General features: G+C 32.5%; 15 protein-coding genes and 3 tRNA genes. 15 read left to right on the plus strand and 3 right to left on the minus strand.

What is annotated here, in order from left to right:
* Positions 1–119: 119 nt before the first annotated feature.
* The 15 genes from DWV06_RS02750 to DWV06_RS02820 all read left to right on the plus strand — a co-directional run bounded on the left by DWV06_RS02750 (position 120) and on the right by DWV06_RS02820 (position 11,783).
* Positions 120–191: transfer RNA gene (locus tag DWV06_RS02750), tRNA-Asn, on the plus strand.
* A gap of 111 nt (positions 192–302) precedes the next feature.
* A tRNA-Glu gene (locus DWV06_RS02755) sits at positions 303–374 on the plus strand.
* Positions 375–410: 36 nt separating this feature from the next.
* A tRNA-Cys gene (locus DWV06_RS02760) sits at positions 411–482 on the plus strand.
* A 485-nt stretch (positions 483–967) separates the two neighbouring features.
* A complete protein-coding gene (locus DWV06_RS02765; protein WP_115480650.1) occupies positions 968–1,666 on the plus strand; it encodes a LytR/AlgR family response regulator transcription factor in 699 nt (232 codons plus the stop codon).
* Between the two features lie 186 nt (positions 1,667–1,852).
* Positions 1,853–1,996 (plus strand): LytTR family transcriptional regulator DNA-binding domain-containing protein, encoded by a 144-nt coding sequence (locus DWV06_RS19075; protein WP_408608132.1) that lies wholly within the window; start codon positions 1,853–1,855, stop codon positions 1,994–1,996.
* Between the two features lie 266 nt (positions 1,997–2,262).
* Positions 2,263–2,739 (plus strand): cysteine peptidase family C39 domain-containing protein, encoded by a 477-nt coding sequence (locus tag DWV06_RS02775; RefSeq protein ID WP_115480652.1) that lies wholly within the window; start codon positions 2,263–2,265, stop codon positions 2,737–2,739.
* 434 nt (positions 2,740–3,173) lie between these two features.
* The gene (locus tag DWV06_RS02780; protein WP_115480653.1) at positions 3,174–3,377 is read left to right on the plus strand and encodes a hypothetical protein; all 204 of its coding nucleotides are present in this window, start codon (positions 3,174–3,176) and stop codon (positions 3,375–3,377) included.
* Positions 3,378–3,454: 77 nt separating this feature from the next.
* Positions 3,455–3,721, plus strand: coding sequence for a hypothetical protein (locus DWV06_RS02785; protein WP_115480654.1), 267 nt, complete (start codon positions 3,455–3,457; stop codon positions 3,719–3,721).
* A 325-nt stretch (positions 3,722–4,046) separates the two neighbouring features.
* Entirely contained in the window at positions 4,047–5,558 is a 1,512-nt protein-coding gene (locus DWV06_RS02790; protein ID WP_115480655.1) for a DUF6034 family protein, read from the plus strand.
* Entirely contained in the window at positions 5,558–6,328 is a 771-nt protein-coding gene (locus tag DWV06_RS02795; RefSeq protein WP_115480656.1) for a hypothetical protein, read from the plus strand. The genes DWV06_RS02790 and DWV06_RS02795 overlap by 1 nt, the downstream gene beginning before the upstream one ends.
* Positions 6,329–6,338: 10 nt before the next feature.
* Positions 6,339–7,247 carry a hypothetical protein gene (locus DWV06_RS02800; protein WP_115480657.1) on the plus strand — a complete coding sequence of 303 codons (909 nt, stop codon included), beginning with the start codon at positions 6,339–6,341 and terminating at the stop codon, positions 7,245–7,247.
* Positions 7,247–7,882 (plus strand): ABC transporter ATP-binding protein, encoded by a 636-nt coding sequence (locus DWV06_RS02805; protein ID WP_115480658.1) that lies wholly within the window; start codon positions 7,247–7,249, stop codon positions 7,880–7,882. Before DWV06_RS02800 ends, DWV06_RS02805 begins: the two co-directional genes overlap by 1 nt.
* A complete protein-coding gene (locus DWV06_RS02810) occupies positions 7,879–9,366 on the plus strand; it encodes a COG1361 S-layer family protein (protein ID WP_115480659.1) in 1,488 nt (495 codons plus the stop codon). The genes DWV06_RS02805 and DWV06_RS02810 overlap by 4 nt, the downstream gene beginning before the upstream one ends.
* A 148-nt stretch (positions 9,367–9,514) precedes the next feature.
* On the plus strand, positions 9,515–10,540 hold the full coding sequence (pdxA, locus tag DWV06_RS02815; RefSeq protein ID WP_331463279.1) for a 4-hydroxythreonine-4-phosphate dehydrogenase PdxA: 1,026 nt from the start codon (positions 9,515–9,517) through the stop codon (positions 10,538–10,540).
* Between the two features lie 28 nt (positions 10,541–10,568).
* The gene (locus DWV06_RS02820; protein ID WP_115480660.1) at positions 10,569–11,783 is read left to right on the plus strand and encodes a CapA family protein; all 1,215 of its coding nucleotides are present in this window, start codon (positions 10,569–10,571) and stop codon (positions 11,781–11,783) included.
* A 17-nt stretch (positions 11,784–11,800) separates the two neighbouring features.
* Here DWV06_RS02820 and DWV06_RS02825 read toward each other — a convergent pair whose 3' ends face one another.
* From DWV06_RS02825 to DWV06_RS02835, 3 genes are read right to left on the minus strand one after another with little or no spacing between them, the layout of a single operon-like run.
* Complete coding sequence (locus DWV06_RS02825; protein ID WP_115480661.1) at positions 11,801–13,237, minus strand: sensor histidine kinase; 1,437 nt, start codon at positions 13,235–13,237, stop codon at positions 11,801–11,803.
* Positions 13,238–13,254: 17 nt separating this feature from the next.
* Positions 13,255–14,142: a glycosyltransferase family 2 protein gene (locus DWV06_RS02830; protein WP_115480662.1), complete on the minus strand. Its 888-nt coding sequence runs from the start codon at positions 14,140–14,142 to the stop codon at positions 13,255–13,257.
* Between the two features lie 19 nt (positions 14,143–14,161).
* The gene (locus tag DWV06_RS02835) at positions 14,162–15,136 is read right to left on the minus strand and encodes a glycosyltransferase family 2 protein (protein WP_115480663.1); all 975 of its coding nucleotides are present in this window, start codon (positions 15,134–15,136) and stop codon (positions 14,162–14,164) included.
* Positions 15,137–15,143: the final 7 nt, after the last annotated feature.

The following is a 15,143-nucleotide window of genomic DNA, read 5'->3' on the forward strand; positions in this document are numbered from 1 at the left end:
TTGACCTAAGAAGGAGAGGAAGGATAAGATCCGGACTCGAATCAAGGTCTGACAGGCTAACGGATGCATGTCAATCTAGGAAATCCATGTGGAGTTTTGAAGGTATAAAAACCTTATGATCCTCGATAGCTCAATGGTAGAGCACACGGCTGTTAACCGTGGGGTTGTAGGTTCGAGCCCTACTCGGGGAGCTGATAACGTGTAAACGTGAATTAAGAATGCGAGAACCACACCCATACGGAGCTTAACAAATGATAAGGTTAAGAAAAAGTATAACAGTTGTCGTGATTTAAGAGTAATAAGGCTCCTTGGTCAAGCGGTTAAGACATCGCCCTTTCACGGCGGTAACACGGGTTCGATTCCCGTAGGAGTCATTTTTTATGGCAAAGTGTCAAATATAAAATTAATATGGCGCAGTAGCCAAGCGGTAAGGCAATGGTCTGCAACACCAGTACGCGCCGGTTCAAATCCGGCCTGCGCCTCGATAGTAAACCTAGAAAGTATATTTTCTAGGTTTTTTTATTATATATACAAAGGTTTAATAAGATAAAATTGAATATAATTTAGATGAAATGCTAAGTCCAGCTCTGAAAGGTTAATTTTTACCGACATAATAAAATATATTGATAGATGCTAAAAAATTCTTAAACAATCTCTGAGTTGAAAACCGTAGACATATTTATATATTTATGTTAATCTATTAACGCTGGTATATGATGGAATTAAGTATAAAATATATAATTAAATCTGTAAATTTATGGATACATAACTTATCTAATCTATGATCTTTCATCCTTTAAGGTTTCGTGAATTTCTTGATGTATCCGCCAGATACACCTGAGAAATCGCTGCAACCTTATAAATCAAATCTCATAAGGTTAGATAATCAATTTCCATTTTATAAACCTGGTTCAATGTTTTTTCGTAATGACATAAGTGAAAAGATATTACATAGGGAGGTAACATTTTGAGAATTGCAATTTGTGATGATGAAAAGGTTTGGATTGATATCTTAAAAAAAGTAGTAGAGGAGTATATGAATTCTTCTGATTATGCTGTGGAGATATTTTGTTTTAATTCGGGAGAATCATTGTTAAATACAAAAGAGAAATTTGATTTAATATTCTTAGATGAAGAAATGGAAGATCTAAATGGGTTAGAAACTGCTAAAAGACTAAGAAAATTTGATCAAGAGGTAAAAATTGTTTTTGTTACCTGTCATATGGAGGTTATGCAAAAAGGATTTCATGTAAATTCGTATCGTTTTTTAGAAAAAAGATTCTTAAAAGAGAGTGTTGTAGAATGTCTGAACGATTATCTTACAGAAATTAAAAACGATAAACAAATTGAAGTTGATTTTACTGGAACAATAGTTAAAATAAATCAAAAGGATATTATGTATATTTCAGCTATTAGGAATGGCACTTTTATATATTGTAACAATGAACAATTTGTTAGTAAACTTCCATTGAAAGATTATGAAAGTATGTTAGATAAAGAGTTATTTTATCGATGTCATAGAAATTGTATTGTAAATATTTCGTATATAGATTGGATTGATAAAAAGATTGTACTGTATAGAGGATATTCCGTTAGATATTCCAGAAGGAAGAAGGCTGAGTTAGTTGAATTATATGTCAAATTTATGACTGATAATAAAAGTTAATTAAAAAATTTAGAAGTATCGTTCAGCATCAAAAACAACCACTCAGCCTTCTGGTGGTTCTTTTTTGACATTTATTAAGGCTCTAAGTCAATAGTTAGGATATGACTCTCTGTATTACGCCTAAGGATTTCACTAATGGGTTTCGTTTTTTAGAAAAAAATTATTAAAGAGAGTGTTGTAGAATGTCTGAACGGTTATTTTACAGAAATTAAAAACGATAAACAAATTGTTAGTAAACTTCCTTTGAAAGATTATGAAAATATGTTAGATAAAGACTTATTTTATCGATGTCATAGAAATGCTATTTTAGATGTTTCTTATGTCGATTGAATTAATAAAGAGATTATACTATATAAGGACACCCAGTTAATTTCCATTTAAATACTTGTATTCTCTACTATGACCGTTTAGCATCAAAAACAACCACTCAGTCTTTTGAGGGTTGTTTTTATTTGTTCTATTTATTAATATAGTTGAAGAAGGAATATGAAAATGTACTTATTATTTATTTTAACAAGAATTTTCAATTAAAAATAGTTATTAACTTACCATAAAAAATTAATAAATTTGAAGAAAGCTTTGAAAGGAGTAACGGAATGAAATACACATTTGTAAAGCAGCATGATGCTACAGACTGTGGAGCGGCCTGTTTAGCAATGATTTGTCTGTACTACAAGAAAGAGACAACCATCACAAAGCTTAGAGATATGATGGTAACAGATTTAAAGGGGACTAATTTAATAGGATTAAGTAAATGTTGTGATGAACTCGGTTTTACGTCGCAGGCTGTTAGGGTAGATAGAGAGGGATTTCTTAGCAAATATACATTGCCAGCTATTGCTAATGTAATTACAAAAGAAGGATTAAGTCACTTTGTGGTGATTTTTAAAATAACGGATAAACACGTAATAATAGGGGATCCCGCAAAAGATTTAATGCGGATGGGAATTGATGAATTTTATATAGATTTCACGGGGACGCTATTTGTTTTAAGCCCTAATCAGAAGTTTTCAGAAGATAAAATAAAAAGTGAAAAAACATTTGATTATATTTCAAATAAACTATGGGAATGAGTTATGAGAGAGGAATAAGTATTTGTTTGTGGTGAAATCGGATGAGGTGTCTTTTTATAGAATATGAATTAGTTTTCTAATGTGTTAAAAAATTTTACAAACAAATGTGGAATATTTAATTAAGGATAAAAAATTGAACAATATATAAATAACTATAGGTGCCGCAATACTTAATACTGCTATTCGTTTGGCGTTAGGGGGGGTGTGTTGCTGGAGGTGTTGCCGCTTATATAAAAAGTAAAGGGAAAAAAGAAGTTGCAAAGCTCTTGTCCAAATGCTTGGATAGTAAATCAAAGGTTATTAGATAACTGACTTGAGCCCATAACTTTGAAAAATTAGCCGCCTGTTAAACTTATTCCACAAGTAATGTTCTAGAATTTCTTTAAACAGTAGAAAAAGAAAGTTTATCAGATTGAAAGGAATAGGGTGTTAATATGAATAGAAGAAAAGGTATCATACAAAAAAATAAAATTTTTATAATGATTTTATTTTTTTGTTTTTTATTTGCAATGAATTATATATTTGATTTATATATCAGACCTAATAACATTGATATAGTTAGAAATTGCAGTGTGGCATTTGGAATATCATTAGGAATAGGAATTGTATGGATAAAAAGTGATAAAAATAAAAATTAGTAACGAATACCTTTAATTTTTTGTGTAAGTGGGAAGTCAAGCAAAAAGTGTAATATATGTAAGGAGTTGAAAAAAGAATGAATATATTTGAAATAGTAGTTATATTTATAACGAGTATGTTATTGACAATTATTATGTCTAGTAGTATTAGATTATGGATAGAAAAGAATAGAAGACATTCAATAATTTTATTTATATTATTATGTGTTATTTATATTTTAGTAATATTAATAAGTGAAGTAAAAGGGTTATACTTTGAATTGATAATATTACCATTGTACTCGTGGTGGGAATATAGAAGTACTAAAAAGAAAATTGAAGAAATAGAAAATAATAGAAGATAAAGTTAACTAATCAGATAAAGAATTAATAATTTTAAGAAAATGTTAAGAGTGCAATAGTTGACATAATATGGCGAAACAGATACAATTTTAAGAGCGTTATTGAAGGGAAAATGATAGTGATATAAGGATATACAAAAGGATTATGGAGTATAAGTTTCTTTTGTGCTATAAAAGCACAGTCTTATAAATCGTTATTTGAAAGATAATCATAAATTTCTAAAAACATCAAAATTCCCAAACACAATATAGACTAGAATTATTCATGATACCATACAAAGAAATTTATTTGATTCTAGTAAAATATAAGCATAAGGAAGGATAAGACATGAAATTTAAAAATGTAAGTTTACTTTTAATGTGTATTTGCGCAGGGCTGTTATCAGGCTGCAAATCAACACCAAAGAAAGAGGCAATTTCTCAAAAACAAAGCATTGTAAAAGTTGTAGAAAAAAATAAGACAAAGGCAGGAAATAAGGAAATTCGTTCGGAGATAAATGCCCCCGAATCTGAAAAATTTGATGTGAAGTCAAAAGATGGTAAGACTACTATAAATGTAAATGCAAAAGTTAGTGTACCAGAAACGAAAAGTATTCCTGCAGTAAAAGTTGTAAACAGAGATTTATCAAAGTTAGATTTAAAAGGACTTTCTGATTTTTTCTTTGATGGAAAAGAGTATAGAAATATTATAAAGTATGAAGATATGTCAAAAGCACAATTGGCTGAATTAATTGAAAATCAAAAGAAAGAAATGGAAAAAGCAGATTATGAAGGAATGACGAAAGAAGAGAAAGAAATAATAATGAAATCTAGTCAGGATTTTCTTTTAGAACTGCAAGGATATTATGATAAGGCACCGGAAAAAGTAGAAGAAAAGCCTGTTGATTTTGTTCTCAAGGAAGATAAGACTGGTGAAATGGGTGAAAATGCGAAGAATTTTTCTGTTCAAAGTAAAAAAGAAGGAGATCAGAACATTTTTTCTGTCTCTACTGGAGAATACATGAATAGTGTGATTTATATTAGTAACAACGGCATGGGGATTTTTGAAGGTTATTTTGATGGATACGAAAATAAGTGTAAATATAGTGAGGAAGAAGCGAAACAAAAAGCAGAAGAGCTATTAAAAAAGTTAGGTGGTACAGAAGAATATAAACTGGTTAAATGTGTACCTACAGTTGCCAAGGATGATAAGACTTTTGAATCAAAAGATTATTATAATGGGTATCAGCTTATCTATAAAAGAGTCGTAAATGATGTAGAGGAGGCATATGATGCAACGCCTATTATGAATAAAGAAGCTATGAGTCAAGATCCGGAAAATTTTTCAATGGCATCTTTACCAAAACAATATGAATCTATGCAGATTATGTTTAGTGAAGAAGGGTTATCCACTTTTATGTGGAATGAGCCTATGACAGTGGATTCTATTTTAGCTGAAAATGTAAAATTAATTTCCTATGAAGAAGCAATAAAAATTTTTAAAGATAAAGTATTTTTGAATAGTAGTCTATTGTCTACAGATATAAGTGAAGGTAAAGAGCCAATAGAAACGGCAGATACAGAACCTTCAAGTAAGGAAGATTCTGATTTGAAAATGGCAGTAGGTGGGACTGAAAAACAAAAGGCTGATACTGAAAACATGAAGTGTAAAATCGATGAAATAAAATTAGGTCTTATGAGAGTTAAAAACCAAGACAGTGATGGAGAGTATACATTAGTTCCGGTATGGGATTTCTATGGTTCCTACAGCTATAATGAAAAAGGCCCTAATGAGCCGATGAGCTTCTTAACCATAAATGCGATGGATGGAAGTATTATTGATAGAGGATTAGGTTACTAATGAAAAAGTTATGGAATGTTTTAAGCGTAGATTTAGAATATGGGATTTTTTCAGTCCGTTTTTTCCTTGCTGTGATTGGAACGGCATTGGTGATTCTTTTAGGCGGAAGTCAGATGTTGTTTTTATCAAAAGATCAATTGAAACAAGGAATTGAAGCAGGGTATCATTTCAAAGTAGTTTTAGAAGGAGTGGGAGCGGAAAGTTTTGTTTTTGCTATTCCCATTTTAAGTACGATTGCTTTTGGAACACGTTTTTTAGAGGAACAAGGTCACGGATATTTGAAACATTATTTACCTAGATGTAATAGAAAAAACTACATTTTTTCAAAGGTTACTTCGACTGCATTTGGAAGTGGGCTTAGTGTGTTTTTAGGAACGTGGCTTAGTGCTGGAATTTTATTCCTGGCACTAAGCCCTTTAGAATTAACAAAAGCAAAAGGTGCTGAAAACTTTTTATGGCAAGTATCCAAAATTTCATTTTTGGCTTTTGCCTTAGGAATGTTATGGGGAACCATAGGGGCATGTTGTGCTATTGGATTTCATAATCGATATATGGCATATGGAGGTCCATTTTTAATTAGCTATCTATCAATCATACTTTTTACTAGATATTTCTCCGGAATCTATGTGATAAATCCAAGAGAGTGGGTAAGTCGGCAACATGATTGGGGAGATACCATTTTAAGTATTCTTGGAATTTTGGTAGAGCTTTCTGTGATTGCTGTAATGGTATATGCAACTTTGTTGAAACGTGACATTGATTGTGAGTAAGGAGAAAATAATGAAAAGTTTATATTTAATTTGGAAAGTATGTACCTATCATTTTTATCGATGGAAACGGAATAAACGTGTTGTTGTAAGTTTTTTACTGGCTGGAATTTTAAGTTTTTTGTTAACAGAAAAAATAATGAATTTTAGCTTTGAAAAAGGAACCGTGATTCAGATTGTAGAGCCTTTTGTTTGGAGTTTTGGAGATGGAACTTCCGTTTTATTAGTTTCTTTGATATTAATTTTATTATTTGCGGACATGCCTTTGTTAGATGGATCAGTGCCTTATGCATTGATAAGAACAAATGCCAGAATATGGACCTTAGGACAGATGTTATATTTGACATTGTCCTCTTTCTTATATATTTTATATATTTTTGTTATAACCACTCTTTTGTGTTGCAAAAATGCATTTATTGGAAATCAATGGAGTGATACAGCAGAGCTTTTAAGTTATACAGATTATAGTAAAGTATTATCGATTCCAGCAACGTTAAAAACAGCACAGATGTCTCGCCCGTATGAATGTATGATGACTATTTTTATTTTGATGCTTCTTTATATCTTGATATCTGTTTTTGTGATGCAATACATAATTATAAAAAAAGGAAAGACAGCAGGTGTAATCGGTATATTTATGTTTCATCTGGTAGGATTCTTATTAAAATCTGATTTTATTAGTGGTATTTTGGGGTTGAAGGATAAGTATAAGTTTATCGCAGTTATACTACGTGGTTGGATTTCGCCTTTGTCTCATGTGACGTTTCCTATGCACAACTTTGGATATGATAATCTGCCTCGTTTAAGAGATAGTTATCTTATTTTTGGAGGGGCCATTTTATTATTATTAATTATGATAATACATGCCATGCGCCGATATAATTTTATGTTTATAGGGGCAGAAAAACAGGAGGGTATTTAATGATAGAAATTTCAAAAGTAAGTAAAAAGTTTGGAGAGGATTTAGTTGTGAAAGAGTTATCTCACCATTTTAAGGCAGGACAGGTTCATGGAATTATTGGAAATAATGGTTCTGGAAAGACGGTATTGTTTAAATGCATCTGTGGTTTTTTAAAGCCTTCCACTGGTTTCATTAAAGTAGGAGGTAAGAGAGTTGGAAAAGATATAGATTTTCCGGAAAGCATCGGAATTATTATTGAAAGTCCGGGTTTTCTTCCATATGGAACAGGGTTTCAAAATCTACAAATATTAGCAAAGCTTAGAAATAAGATAAAAAAACAAAGAATAATTGATACCATAGAACGGGTAGGACTAGACCCTAAATTAAAAAAGCCTGTAACCAAATATTCTTTAGGAATGCGCCAAAGACTGGGAATTGCGCAGGCCATAATGGAGAATCCGGATTTACTAATTTTGGATGAGCCTTTTAACGGTCTGGACAAACATGGAGTAGCAGAGATTCGGAAGTTATTACTTGAATTAAAAGCAGAAGGAAAGACAATTTTATTAGCCAGCCATAATTCAGAAGATATTGATATATTGTGCGATACCGTATGTGAAATGGATGGTGGCATTTTTAAGGAGATAAGAACATGAGAAGAAAAATAAAAAGAATCGCATTATTAATTATTACAAATATCTTCGTACTGTTACAGTGTTTACCAGCAAATGCTACAGACGATTTAGTCAATCCGATGCAGACGTATTTATCGATCGAAACAAAACTAAAATATGAAAATATGATGCAGTCTTATCAGAAAGGTTATGAACCAATCGTTGAGGATGAAAAAGTAATATTAGTCTTACCTTTAAAAGTGGAAAAAGGAATAAAATTAGACAGTAATAAGTTAACAGCATCCATTAAAGTGAACGATGGAACAACAATACCATTTAAAATGCGAATTTATGAAAAAGTTTTTAACCTAGAAACAGTAAAGTCTAAATCAGGAAAAAGTCAAGAATTATATCTAGTGACGTTTTCTCTGCCCTTAGATGAGAATAGAATTAATGGCTCTTATCCGGTTAATATTCAGACGAAATATAAAGTAAAAGGTCAAAATGTAGTTCAAGATTTTGGCTTGTATATAAATATAAAAGATGGGACTGAAGCAGAAAGTAGTTCTAGTACGGATGCAATGAGAACGGAAAATAATTTGGAAGTACCAATGAGTGAACCTGCGGTTTCCCTAGGTGGAAATACAAGTGATACGACCGGAAGTGAAAATCAGGAAAACAGTGGGGCTCCTAAAATTGTAGTTACAAAATGTAGCGTTTCACCAGAAAAACCTATAGCAGGTCAAGAAATGACTTTCCAGTTAGTGTTAGAAAATAAAAGTAAAATGGAAGCAAAAAATCTAAAATTGTCGTTTGATAGTGAGTTAGGTGAAATAGTTCCGGTTGGAATGCAAAATAGTATTTTTATTGATACATTAAAAGCAGGTGGAAGCCAAACCGTTTCGTTTACAATGAAAGCACAAGAGGCAATCACAAAAGTAAATCAAAAGATAACATTATCGCTTAAATATGTAGATAAAAACGGAGCGGAACTTACAGATGATCAAATCTTATTTGTCAAATTAGGTCAGCCAATTTCCATATTAGTTGATAAGGCTGTTATTAATGCGGAAGTAGAAAGTGGTAAAAAAACAGATGTTACTATAAAAGTTTTTAATACTGGTAATACCACGATAAAAAACTGTATGTGTTCTTTAGACGTTGACGGGCTGACCGATGGGGGAATCACTTTTATCGGAGATATTGAGCCTGGTGCATCGAAACAAGGTAAGATTACTGCGGCAGTAACACAGAAATCATTAGGAAAAGAAGGGGCTACAGAAGACGAAAAATATGGTTCAACAGAAGGGACTCTAACGGTAACGTATGAAGATCCAAGTGGAACCAGTTATCAGGAAGAGCGTTCAGTAAGAACAAAAATTAAGAAGTCTTCCAAAGAAGATTCGGATGACAAAAAGTCAGTAAAAAGATCTTCTCAATGGAGTGTTTCACTTGTAATTGGGATGCTATTTATCTATATAATGACAGCCATTGTTCTTTTTATAAGGAAAAAAAGACAACCATAGTGAGTAATTGCTATGGTTGTTTTTTGAAATATGTATAATGAGACATCTCCAAAATAAATAGTTATTATGCTATAATTGTGAAGAAGATTATGTGTTAAGTGTGTTTGTTTTGACGATTATCTTATTTATAATAAAAAAGAAGGAAAGGATGAAAAGAATGTACGAAAAAGAAGAAAAACCGGTCATAGCGATTACTATGGGTGATCCATCAGGGATTGGACCTGAAATAGTAGTAAAGACTATGCTTTCACCAGAAGTTTTCAGATATTGTAGACCTTTTGTTATTGGAAGTACTGAAGTTCTGCTAAAAGCAGCCGATATATTACACAAAGAGATAAAATGTAATCAAATAGTTGATCCCCAAAAGGCAAAATTTGAAATAGGTACGTTAGATGTTTTAGAAACGGGAGTCTACGATATTGAAAAATTAGAGTGGGGAAAAGAACAAGGATTAGCAGGTCAAATGGCTATGGATTATATTTTAAAATCGATAGAATTGGGTTTGTCAAAAAAAATTAATGCGGTATCTACAGCGCCTATTCATAAAGGAGCCATTAAATTAGCTGGCGTATCACAGTCAGGTCATACGGAAATTTATCAAGAAAAGACAAATTCTCCGTATGCATTAACAATGTTTTCCTGTCATAAATTAAGAGTATTTTTTGTTAGCCGTCATATGTCGGTTATTGATGCTTGTAAGTATATTACAAAAGAAAAGCTTCTGGAAACAATGATTCACATAGATAAAGAGTTGAAAAAAGTTGGTATTCAAAAACCATACATTGCAGTAGCTGCGTTGAATCCTCATGGTGGAGATAATGGCTTATTTGGAAGGGAAGAAATAGATGAAATAATTCCAGCAATGAAAGAGGCACAGAAAATAGGAATAAATGCTGTGGGGCCTTGTCCGGCTGATTCTGTATTCCATAAAGGTAAATCAGGCGAGTATGATGCAATTTTATCTTTATATCATGATCAAGGACATATTGCATGTAAAACATTAGATTTTGATAAGTCAATTACATTGACATTTGGTCTTCCATTTATTAGAGGCTCTGTAGATCATGGAACAGCTTTTGATATTGCAGGTAAGGGTATGGCAAAACCTATAAGCCTAATTGAAGCAACCAAAATAGCAGCAGAGTATTCGAAAAAAGTAATGTTAAAAAATTAGCTGATCAGTTTTAGTTGAAAGGAGAACAATGGGGACGAAAAGAAACAGAAAACTACGAGAGAAACAAAAGAAAAGACGCCGTGTTCGTATGTTTTATAGAGTTTTAAGAATTATTATTGTTTTATTCTTATTAGGGATTACTTATTTATTGGTTCAAAAGTCTGCTAATCAGACAAAACAGAATAAGGAAGATACTTCCACTTCCCAAATTAGACAAGAAACTGATGTGAAAGATAATAAAAGTACAGATAAAAAGCCTGTAGAAAAGAATGATAATCCAGCTAAAACAAATGAAAAAGAAATTAAGGATTTTACAATACTTTTTACAGGGGATATACTATTTAGCCAGTATGTTCTAAATAATGAAAGCAATGCAGGAATCGATGGAATCATAGCAGATGATTTACAAAAAGAAATGCAGAATGCAGAGATCACAATGGTTAATCAGGAATTTCCATTTAGTACTAGGGGAGCACAGGCAGAGGACAAGCAGTTTACATTCCGTGTGAATCCTCAGAAGGTTGATTTATTTAAACAATTAGGAATTGATATTGTTACGTTAGCGAATAATCATAGTTTAGATTTTGGTGTAGATGCATTAGTGGATTCATTTGCCACATTGGATCAAGCCGGAATTAAATATGTAGGCGCAGGAGATTCCTTAGAGAGAGCAAAACAATTGGAGATTATAAATGCAGGAGGAAGGAAAGTGGGATTCCTTGCAGCTTCAAGAGTGATTCCCGAAGTTAGTTGGAATGTAGAAAATAAAACACCTGGAGTATTTTGTACTTATGATTCTACCATGCTGGTAAATGAGATTAAAGAGTCTAAGAAAAAATGCGATTATACAGTTGTTTATGTACATTGGGGAGTCGAAAGGAATAATACGCCGGAAGAGTATCAAAAACAATTGGCAAGAGAATATATTGATGCTGGTGCAGATATTGTTATTGGAAGTCATCCCCATGTTTTACAAGGAATCGAATATTATAACGGAAAGCCTATTATTTATAGCCTTGGGAATTTTATATTTGGTAGATCAATAGAAAAGACCGCAGCTTTAAAAGTAACAATAAATTCTAACCAGGAATCACAGTTACAAGTGATACCTTGTAGTGCTTCAAATGCCTATACAACAAAATTAGAGGATCAAAATGCACAGAATTTATATGATTACCTCGAAGGAATCTCCTATAGTATTTCGATTAATGAAGAAGGAAAAGTAATTAGAAATGAAGAATAAGCGTAAGGGTTACCCCCTTACGCTTTGCTATCTAATTCAAACCAAAATTCGACTCCGTTATCGTAATTAATTACGCCACATTCCCGATGGAAAGAATCCATAATCGCACGTACAATAGATAAACCGATGCCACTTCCACCATATTCACGGGTCCGGGCTTTATCTACTTTGTAAAATTTAATCCATATCTTATCTAAATCTTCTTCAGGTATGGGAGTTCCTGTATTGAAAACAGAGATACGAACAGTATCTTTTTCTTTCATGATTTTTACTTCAATAATATTTTCATTATCTACATAATGAATTGCATTACTGAGAAAGTTGGTAAGGACCTCTTCCACCTTAAACTCATCAGCCCAGACATAAATGGGAGATGGTTCATGAAATATGATCTTAGCATTCTTTTGTTCTGCCAATATTTGAGAGGCTTGAATCAATCCCTTTGTAAGACCAACGATATCAAAACGTTCCATGGTTATTGTGTCATTACCAAATTCGATTTGATTTAAAGTTAAAAGCTGTTTTACCATTTTGTTCATTTTATCCGCTTCGTCCATAATTACATTACAATAGAAATCGCGGCTTTCCGCATCATCATTGACACATTCTTTCAGACCTTCTGAGTAACCCTGAATAATAGCAATCGGTGTCTTCAATTCATGAGAGACATTAGAGAGAAATTCTTTTCTCATTTCATCAATCTGTTTTTTCTTTTCTATATCTTCAAGGAGCTCATTGTTAGCAGTTTTCAATTCAGAAATCGTGTGCTCCAATGAACTGGAGAGTTGGTTAATATTAGCACCCAATAGACCTATCTCGTTCTTAGTTTTATTTGTATACTTTGCATCGAAATCTAAGTTTGCCATTCTGGCAGAAATGGAGACTATTTCAAGTATAGGGTCGGTCAGCTTTTTCGTAACGAACCAGATGATAAATGCACTGATTCCGATGGCACAAAGACTGATATAAACTAGAAAACGGTTGGAAAGACTGGCACTTTCTTTAATACTCTCTATAGGAGTACGAAGCAGTATATAATCACCACTGTCTAATACACCATATAGTTCCAGAAAATCAGTACCTAATCGTGCATCTTTATCCTTCCCGACCACTACTTGAGAGTCAGATACATCAAATTCAAATTGATAATAACGCAAACGATATATTAAGTAATCACTGTCAGAATAGGAATGTTTGGTAATTCTGCCACTGGAATCGCAGATAACAAAACCGATATTTCCTTTCGAACAGGTACGTAGAAATTCAAAAGGAATACCGTAACCATTTAAATCAGTTGCTTTTATTTGGGCGAAGGCTTCTTTAAGAGTATTTTTCTTATTATTCTGATAATAATTAACTAAGAAAACGGCATTTACAAGAAGACACGAGAAAATAGTACCTGCGAATAACAAAATAAATACAGTTGCAATCTGCTTTTTTATTGAATGACGCATGAACAAAACTCCTTTCCTTAGATTTTACCTAATAGCATTAACAACCGCATGGAAATCTCAGACGCAAAGTCGGGACGCCAGCGTTTCGGATAACAAGCTTTTTTTAGTGAAGTAAGGAGCTGATATCGTTCTTTTGTAAAAAGAGATAAAATTGTTCTGTGTTCCAATGACAAATCTCGAAAAAATATTCTTTCAAATTCTAAGGCACGCTGCCGTATATCAGATTCTTTCTTGAAATTTTCAAAAAACCATTTTATTTTTTTGGAAAATGATATACGAGTTAAACTTTCACTGCTTCTTCGGTATTGGGCACTAATAGTAGAATCAAAATAAGATATGCCGAAGGCTTTTGCAATCATTTCCATCCACCAATCATGATAATCGATATTATCAGGTTTTCCTTTTAATAACAAATCTCTAGAGACATTATTAATAACGCAGGAAAATCCAGAATACCAGTTTTCAGTAATAGAACGCCTGAAATCAATGTTATAATTTGGTGGGAGGTAATCCTGTTTATGAATTAAATTTTCATCGACTATTTCATATGCCGATTGAAACAACAATGGTATTTGATTATTTTGTTTTTTCAACCAATCTACGGAAAGAGAAATTTTGTGAGGCAGCCAGACATCATCTTGATCACAAAAGGCCCAATAATCTCCGGAATCAGCAATTGATAACAACTCAAAAAAACTTTTCATGAAACCAATATTTTGCCCTTTCATTATGGATATAGGATATTTTGATGAAAAGTTTTCAAGAATAGAAAGAGTTCCATCGCTGGAACCATCGTCTCGAATATATAAGTGTATATTGGGGTAAGTCTGACGATTGATGCTTTCAAGTTGTTCCAGCAAATATTTCTCACCATTATAAGTTGATAGTAGTATATTAACAAGCAAAAGTGATACCTCCTATAGTTTAAGAAAACCTTTTAAAAAATTTCATAAGAAGACGTTTTTTCTTCATTGACATTTTAACCATAAGCCAAACAAACAGCCGTATAGATACTTGTTCACCCTTTGGTGAAAATACTCCCAACAACTGATTGGTCATGTAGCCAGGCAAATTTGAATCCAACCATTCAAAATATTGTTGCATTGACTCGTAAAGCTGATCTGTTGTAACTGTTTTAGCAATATGAGTCAGATGAAACATTAAATACTTAATGATAAAATAATCTAATTCATTTTTTGTGATGTTTCTACAAACTTCATTTCTATTCAGTAGCCCTTCTAGTAAAGGAAATGGATCAGAAACTGCTTGTTTCTGAACAGTATTAGAGACTGATTTTGGATGGTCGACCCAATGATAACCAATATAATCAGTAGTAACAATTTTGGGACTGGCATTGTAAGCAGAAATGGTAAAATAAGCATCTTCGCCTAGTACGAATTCACCAAATTTTAAATGATTTTCCAAAACAAAGCGTGTCCGCATAATACGTCCCCACGGTGTTGTCATTCTAAATTTTGACCAGGCATGTGCATTTAGCCGATGTTTAAAAATTGTTTTACCGGATTCAGTAACACGATGACATCCCCCCACTACCATATCGGAATCTGTTTTCTTTATTAGGTTTACCATAGTTTCAATATAATCCGGTGACATCGTGTCATCGTTGTCTGCAAACATCAAATAAGTTCCGACTGCATAGAGAATTCCACGATTTCTGGTAGCCCCTGTTCCCATATTTTCCTGATGATAAATGCGTATGATAGAAGGATGGTCTTTCTGTAATATTTCTAAAATCTGATATGAATTATCGGTAGAGCCATCATCTATTAAAATAATTTCAATATTTTTATAAGTTTGGTTTAAAATGCATTCCACACAGTCTTCAAGAAAAGCCTCGCTGTTGTATACAGGAATGACAATAGATACTTTCTCTGACATAAAAATC

The sequence above is a fragment of the Anaerosacchariphilus polymeriproducens genome (assembly GCF_003363435.1).
In the GTDB taxonomy this organism is placed as follows: Bacteria; Bacillota; Clostridia; order Lachnospirales; family Lachnospiraceae; genus Anaerosacchariphilus; species Anaerosacchariphilus polymeriproducens.

What these genes read in the sequence shown, in the direction of transcription:
- DWV06_RS02805 (WP_115480658.1), top strand. Translation starts at nt 7,247, where the DNA reads ATGATAGAAATTTCAAAAGTAAGTAAAAAGTTTGGAGAGGATTTAGTT.
- DWV06_RS02775 (WP_115480652.1), top strand. Translation starts at nt 2,263, where the DNA reads ATGAAATACACATTTGTAAAGCAGCATGATGCTACAGACTGTGGAGCG.
- DWV06_RS02810 (WP_115480659.1), top strand. Translation starts at nt 7,879, where the DNA reads ATGAGAAGAAAAATAAAAAGAATCGCATTATTAATTATTACAAATATC.
- DWV06_RS02790 (WP_115480655.1), top strand. Translation starts at nt 4,047, where the DNA reads ATGAAATTTAAAAATGTAAGTTTACTTTTAATGTGTATTTGCGCAGGG.
- DWV06_RS02795 (WP_115480656.1), top strand. Translation starts at nt 5,558, where the DNA reads ATGAAAAAGTTATGGAATGTTTTAAGCGTAGATTTAGAATATGGGATT.
- DWV06_RS02780 (WP_115480653.1), top strand. Translation starts at nt 3,174, where the DNA reads ATGAATAGAAGAAAAGGTATCATACAAAAAAATAAAATTTTTATAATG.
- pdxA (WP_331463279.1), top strand. Translation starts at nt 9,515, where the DNA reads ATGAAAAGAATGTACGAAAAAGAAGAAAAACCGGTCATAGCGATTACT.
- DWV06_RS02835 (WP_115480663.1), bottom strand. Translation starts at nt 15,136, where the DNA reads ATGTCAGAGAAAGTATCTATTGTCATTCCTGTATACAACAGCGAGGCT.
- DWV06_RS02785 (WP_115480654.1), top strand. Translation starts at nt 3,455, where the DNA reads ATGAATATATTTGAAATAGTAGTTATATTTATAACGAGTATGTTATTG.
- DWV06_RS02825 (WP_115480661.1), bottom strand. Translation starts at nt 13,237, where the DNA reads ATGCGTCATTCAATAAAAAAGCAGATTGCAACTGTATTTATTTTGTTA.
- DWV06_RS02800 (WP_115480657.1), top strand. Translation starts at nt 6,339, where the DNA reads ATGAAAAGTTTATATTTAATTTGGAAAGTATGTACCTATCATTTTTAT.
- DWV06_RS02820 (WP_115480660.1), top strand. Translation starts at nt 10,569, where the DNA reads ATGGGGACGAAAAGAAACAGAAAACTACGAGAGAAACAAAAGAAAAGA.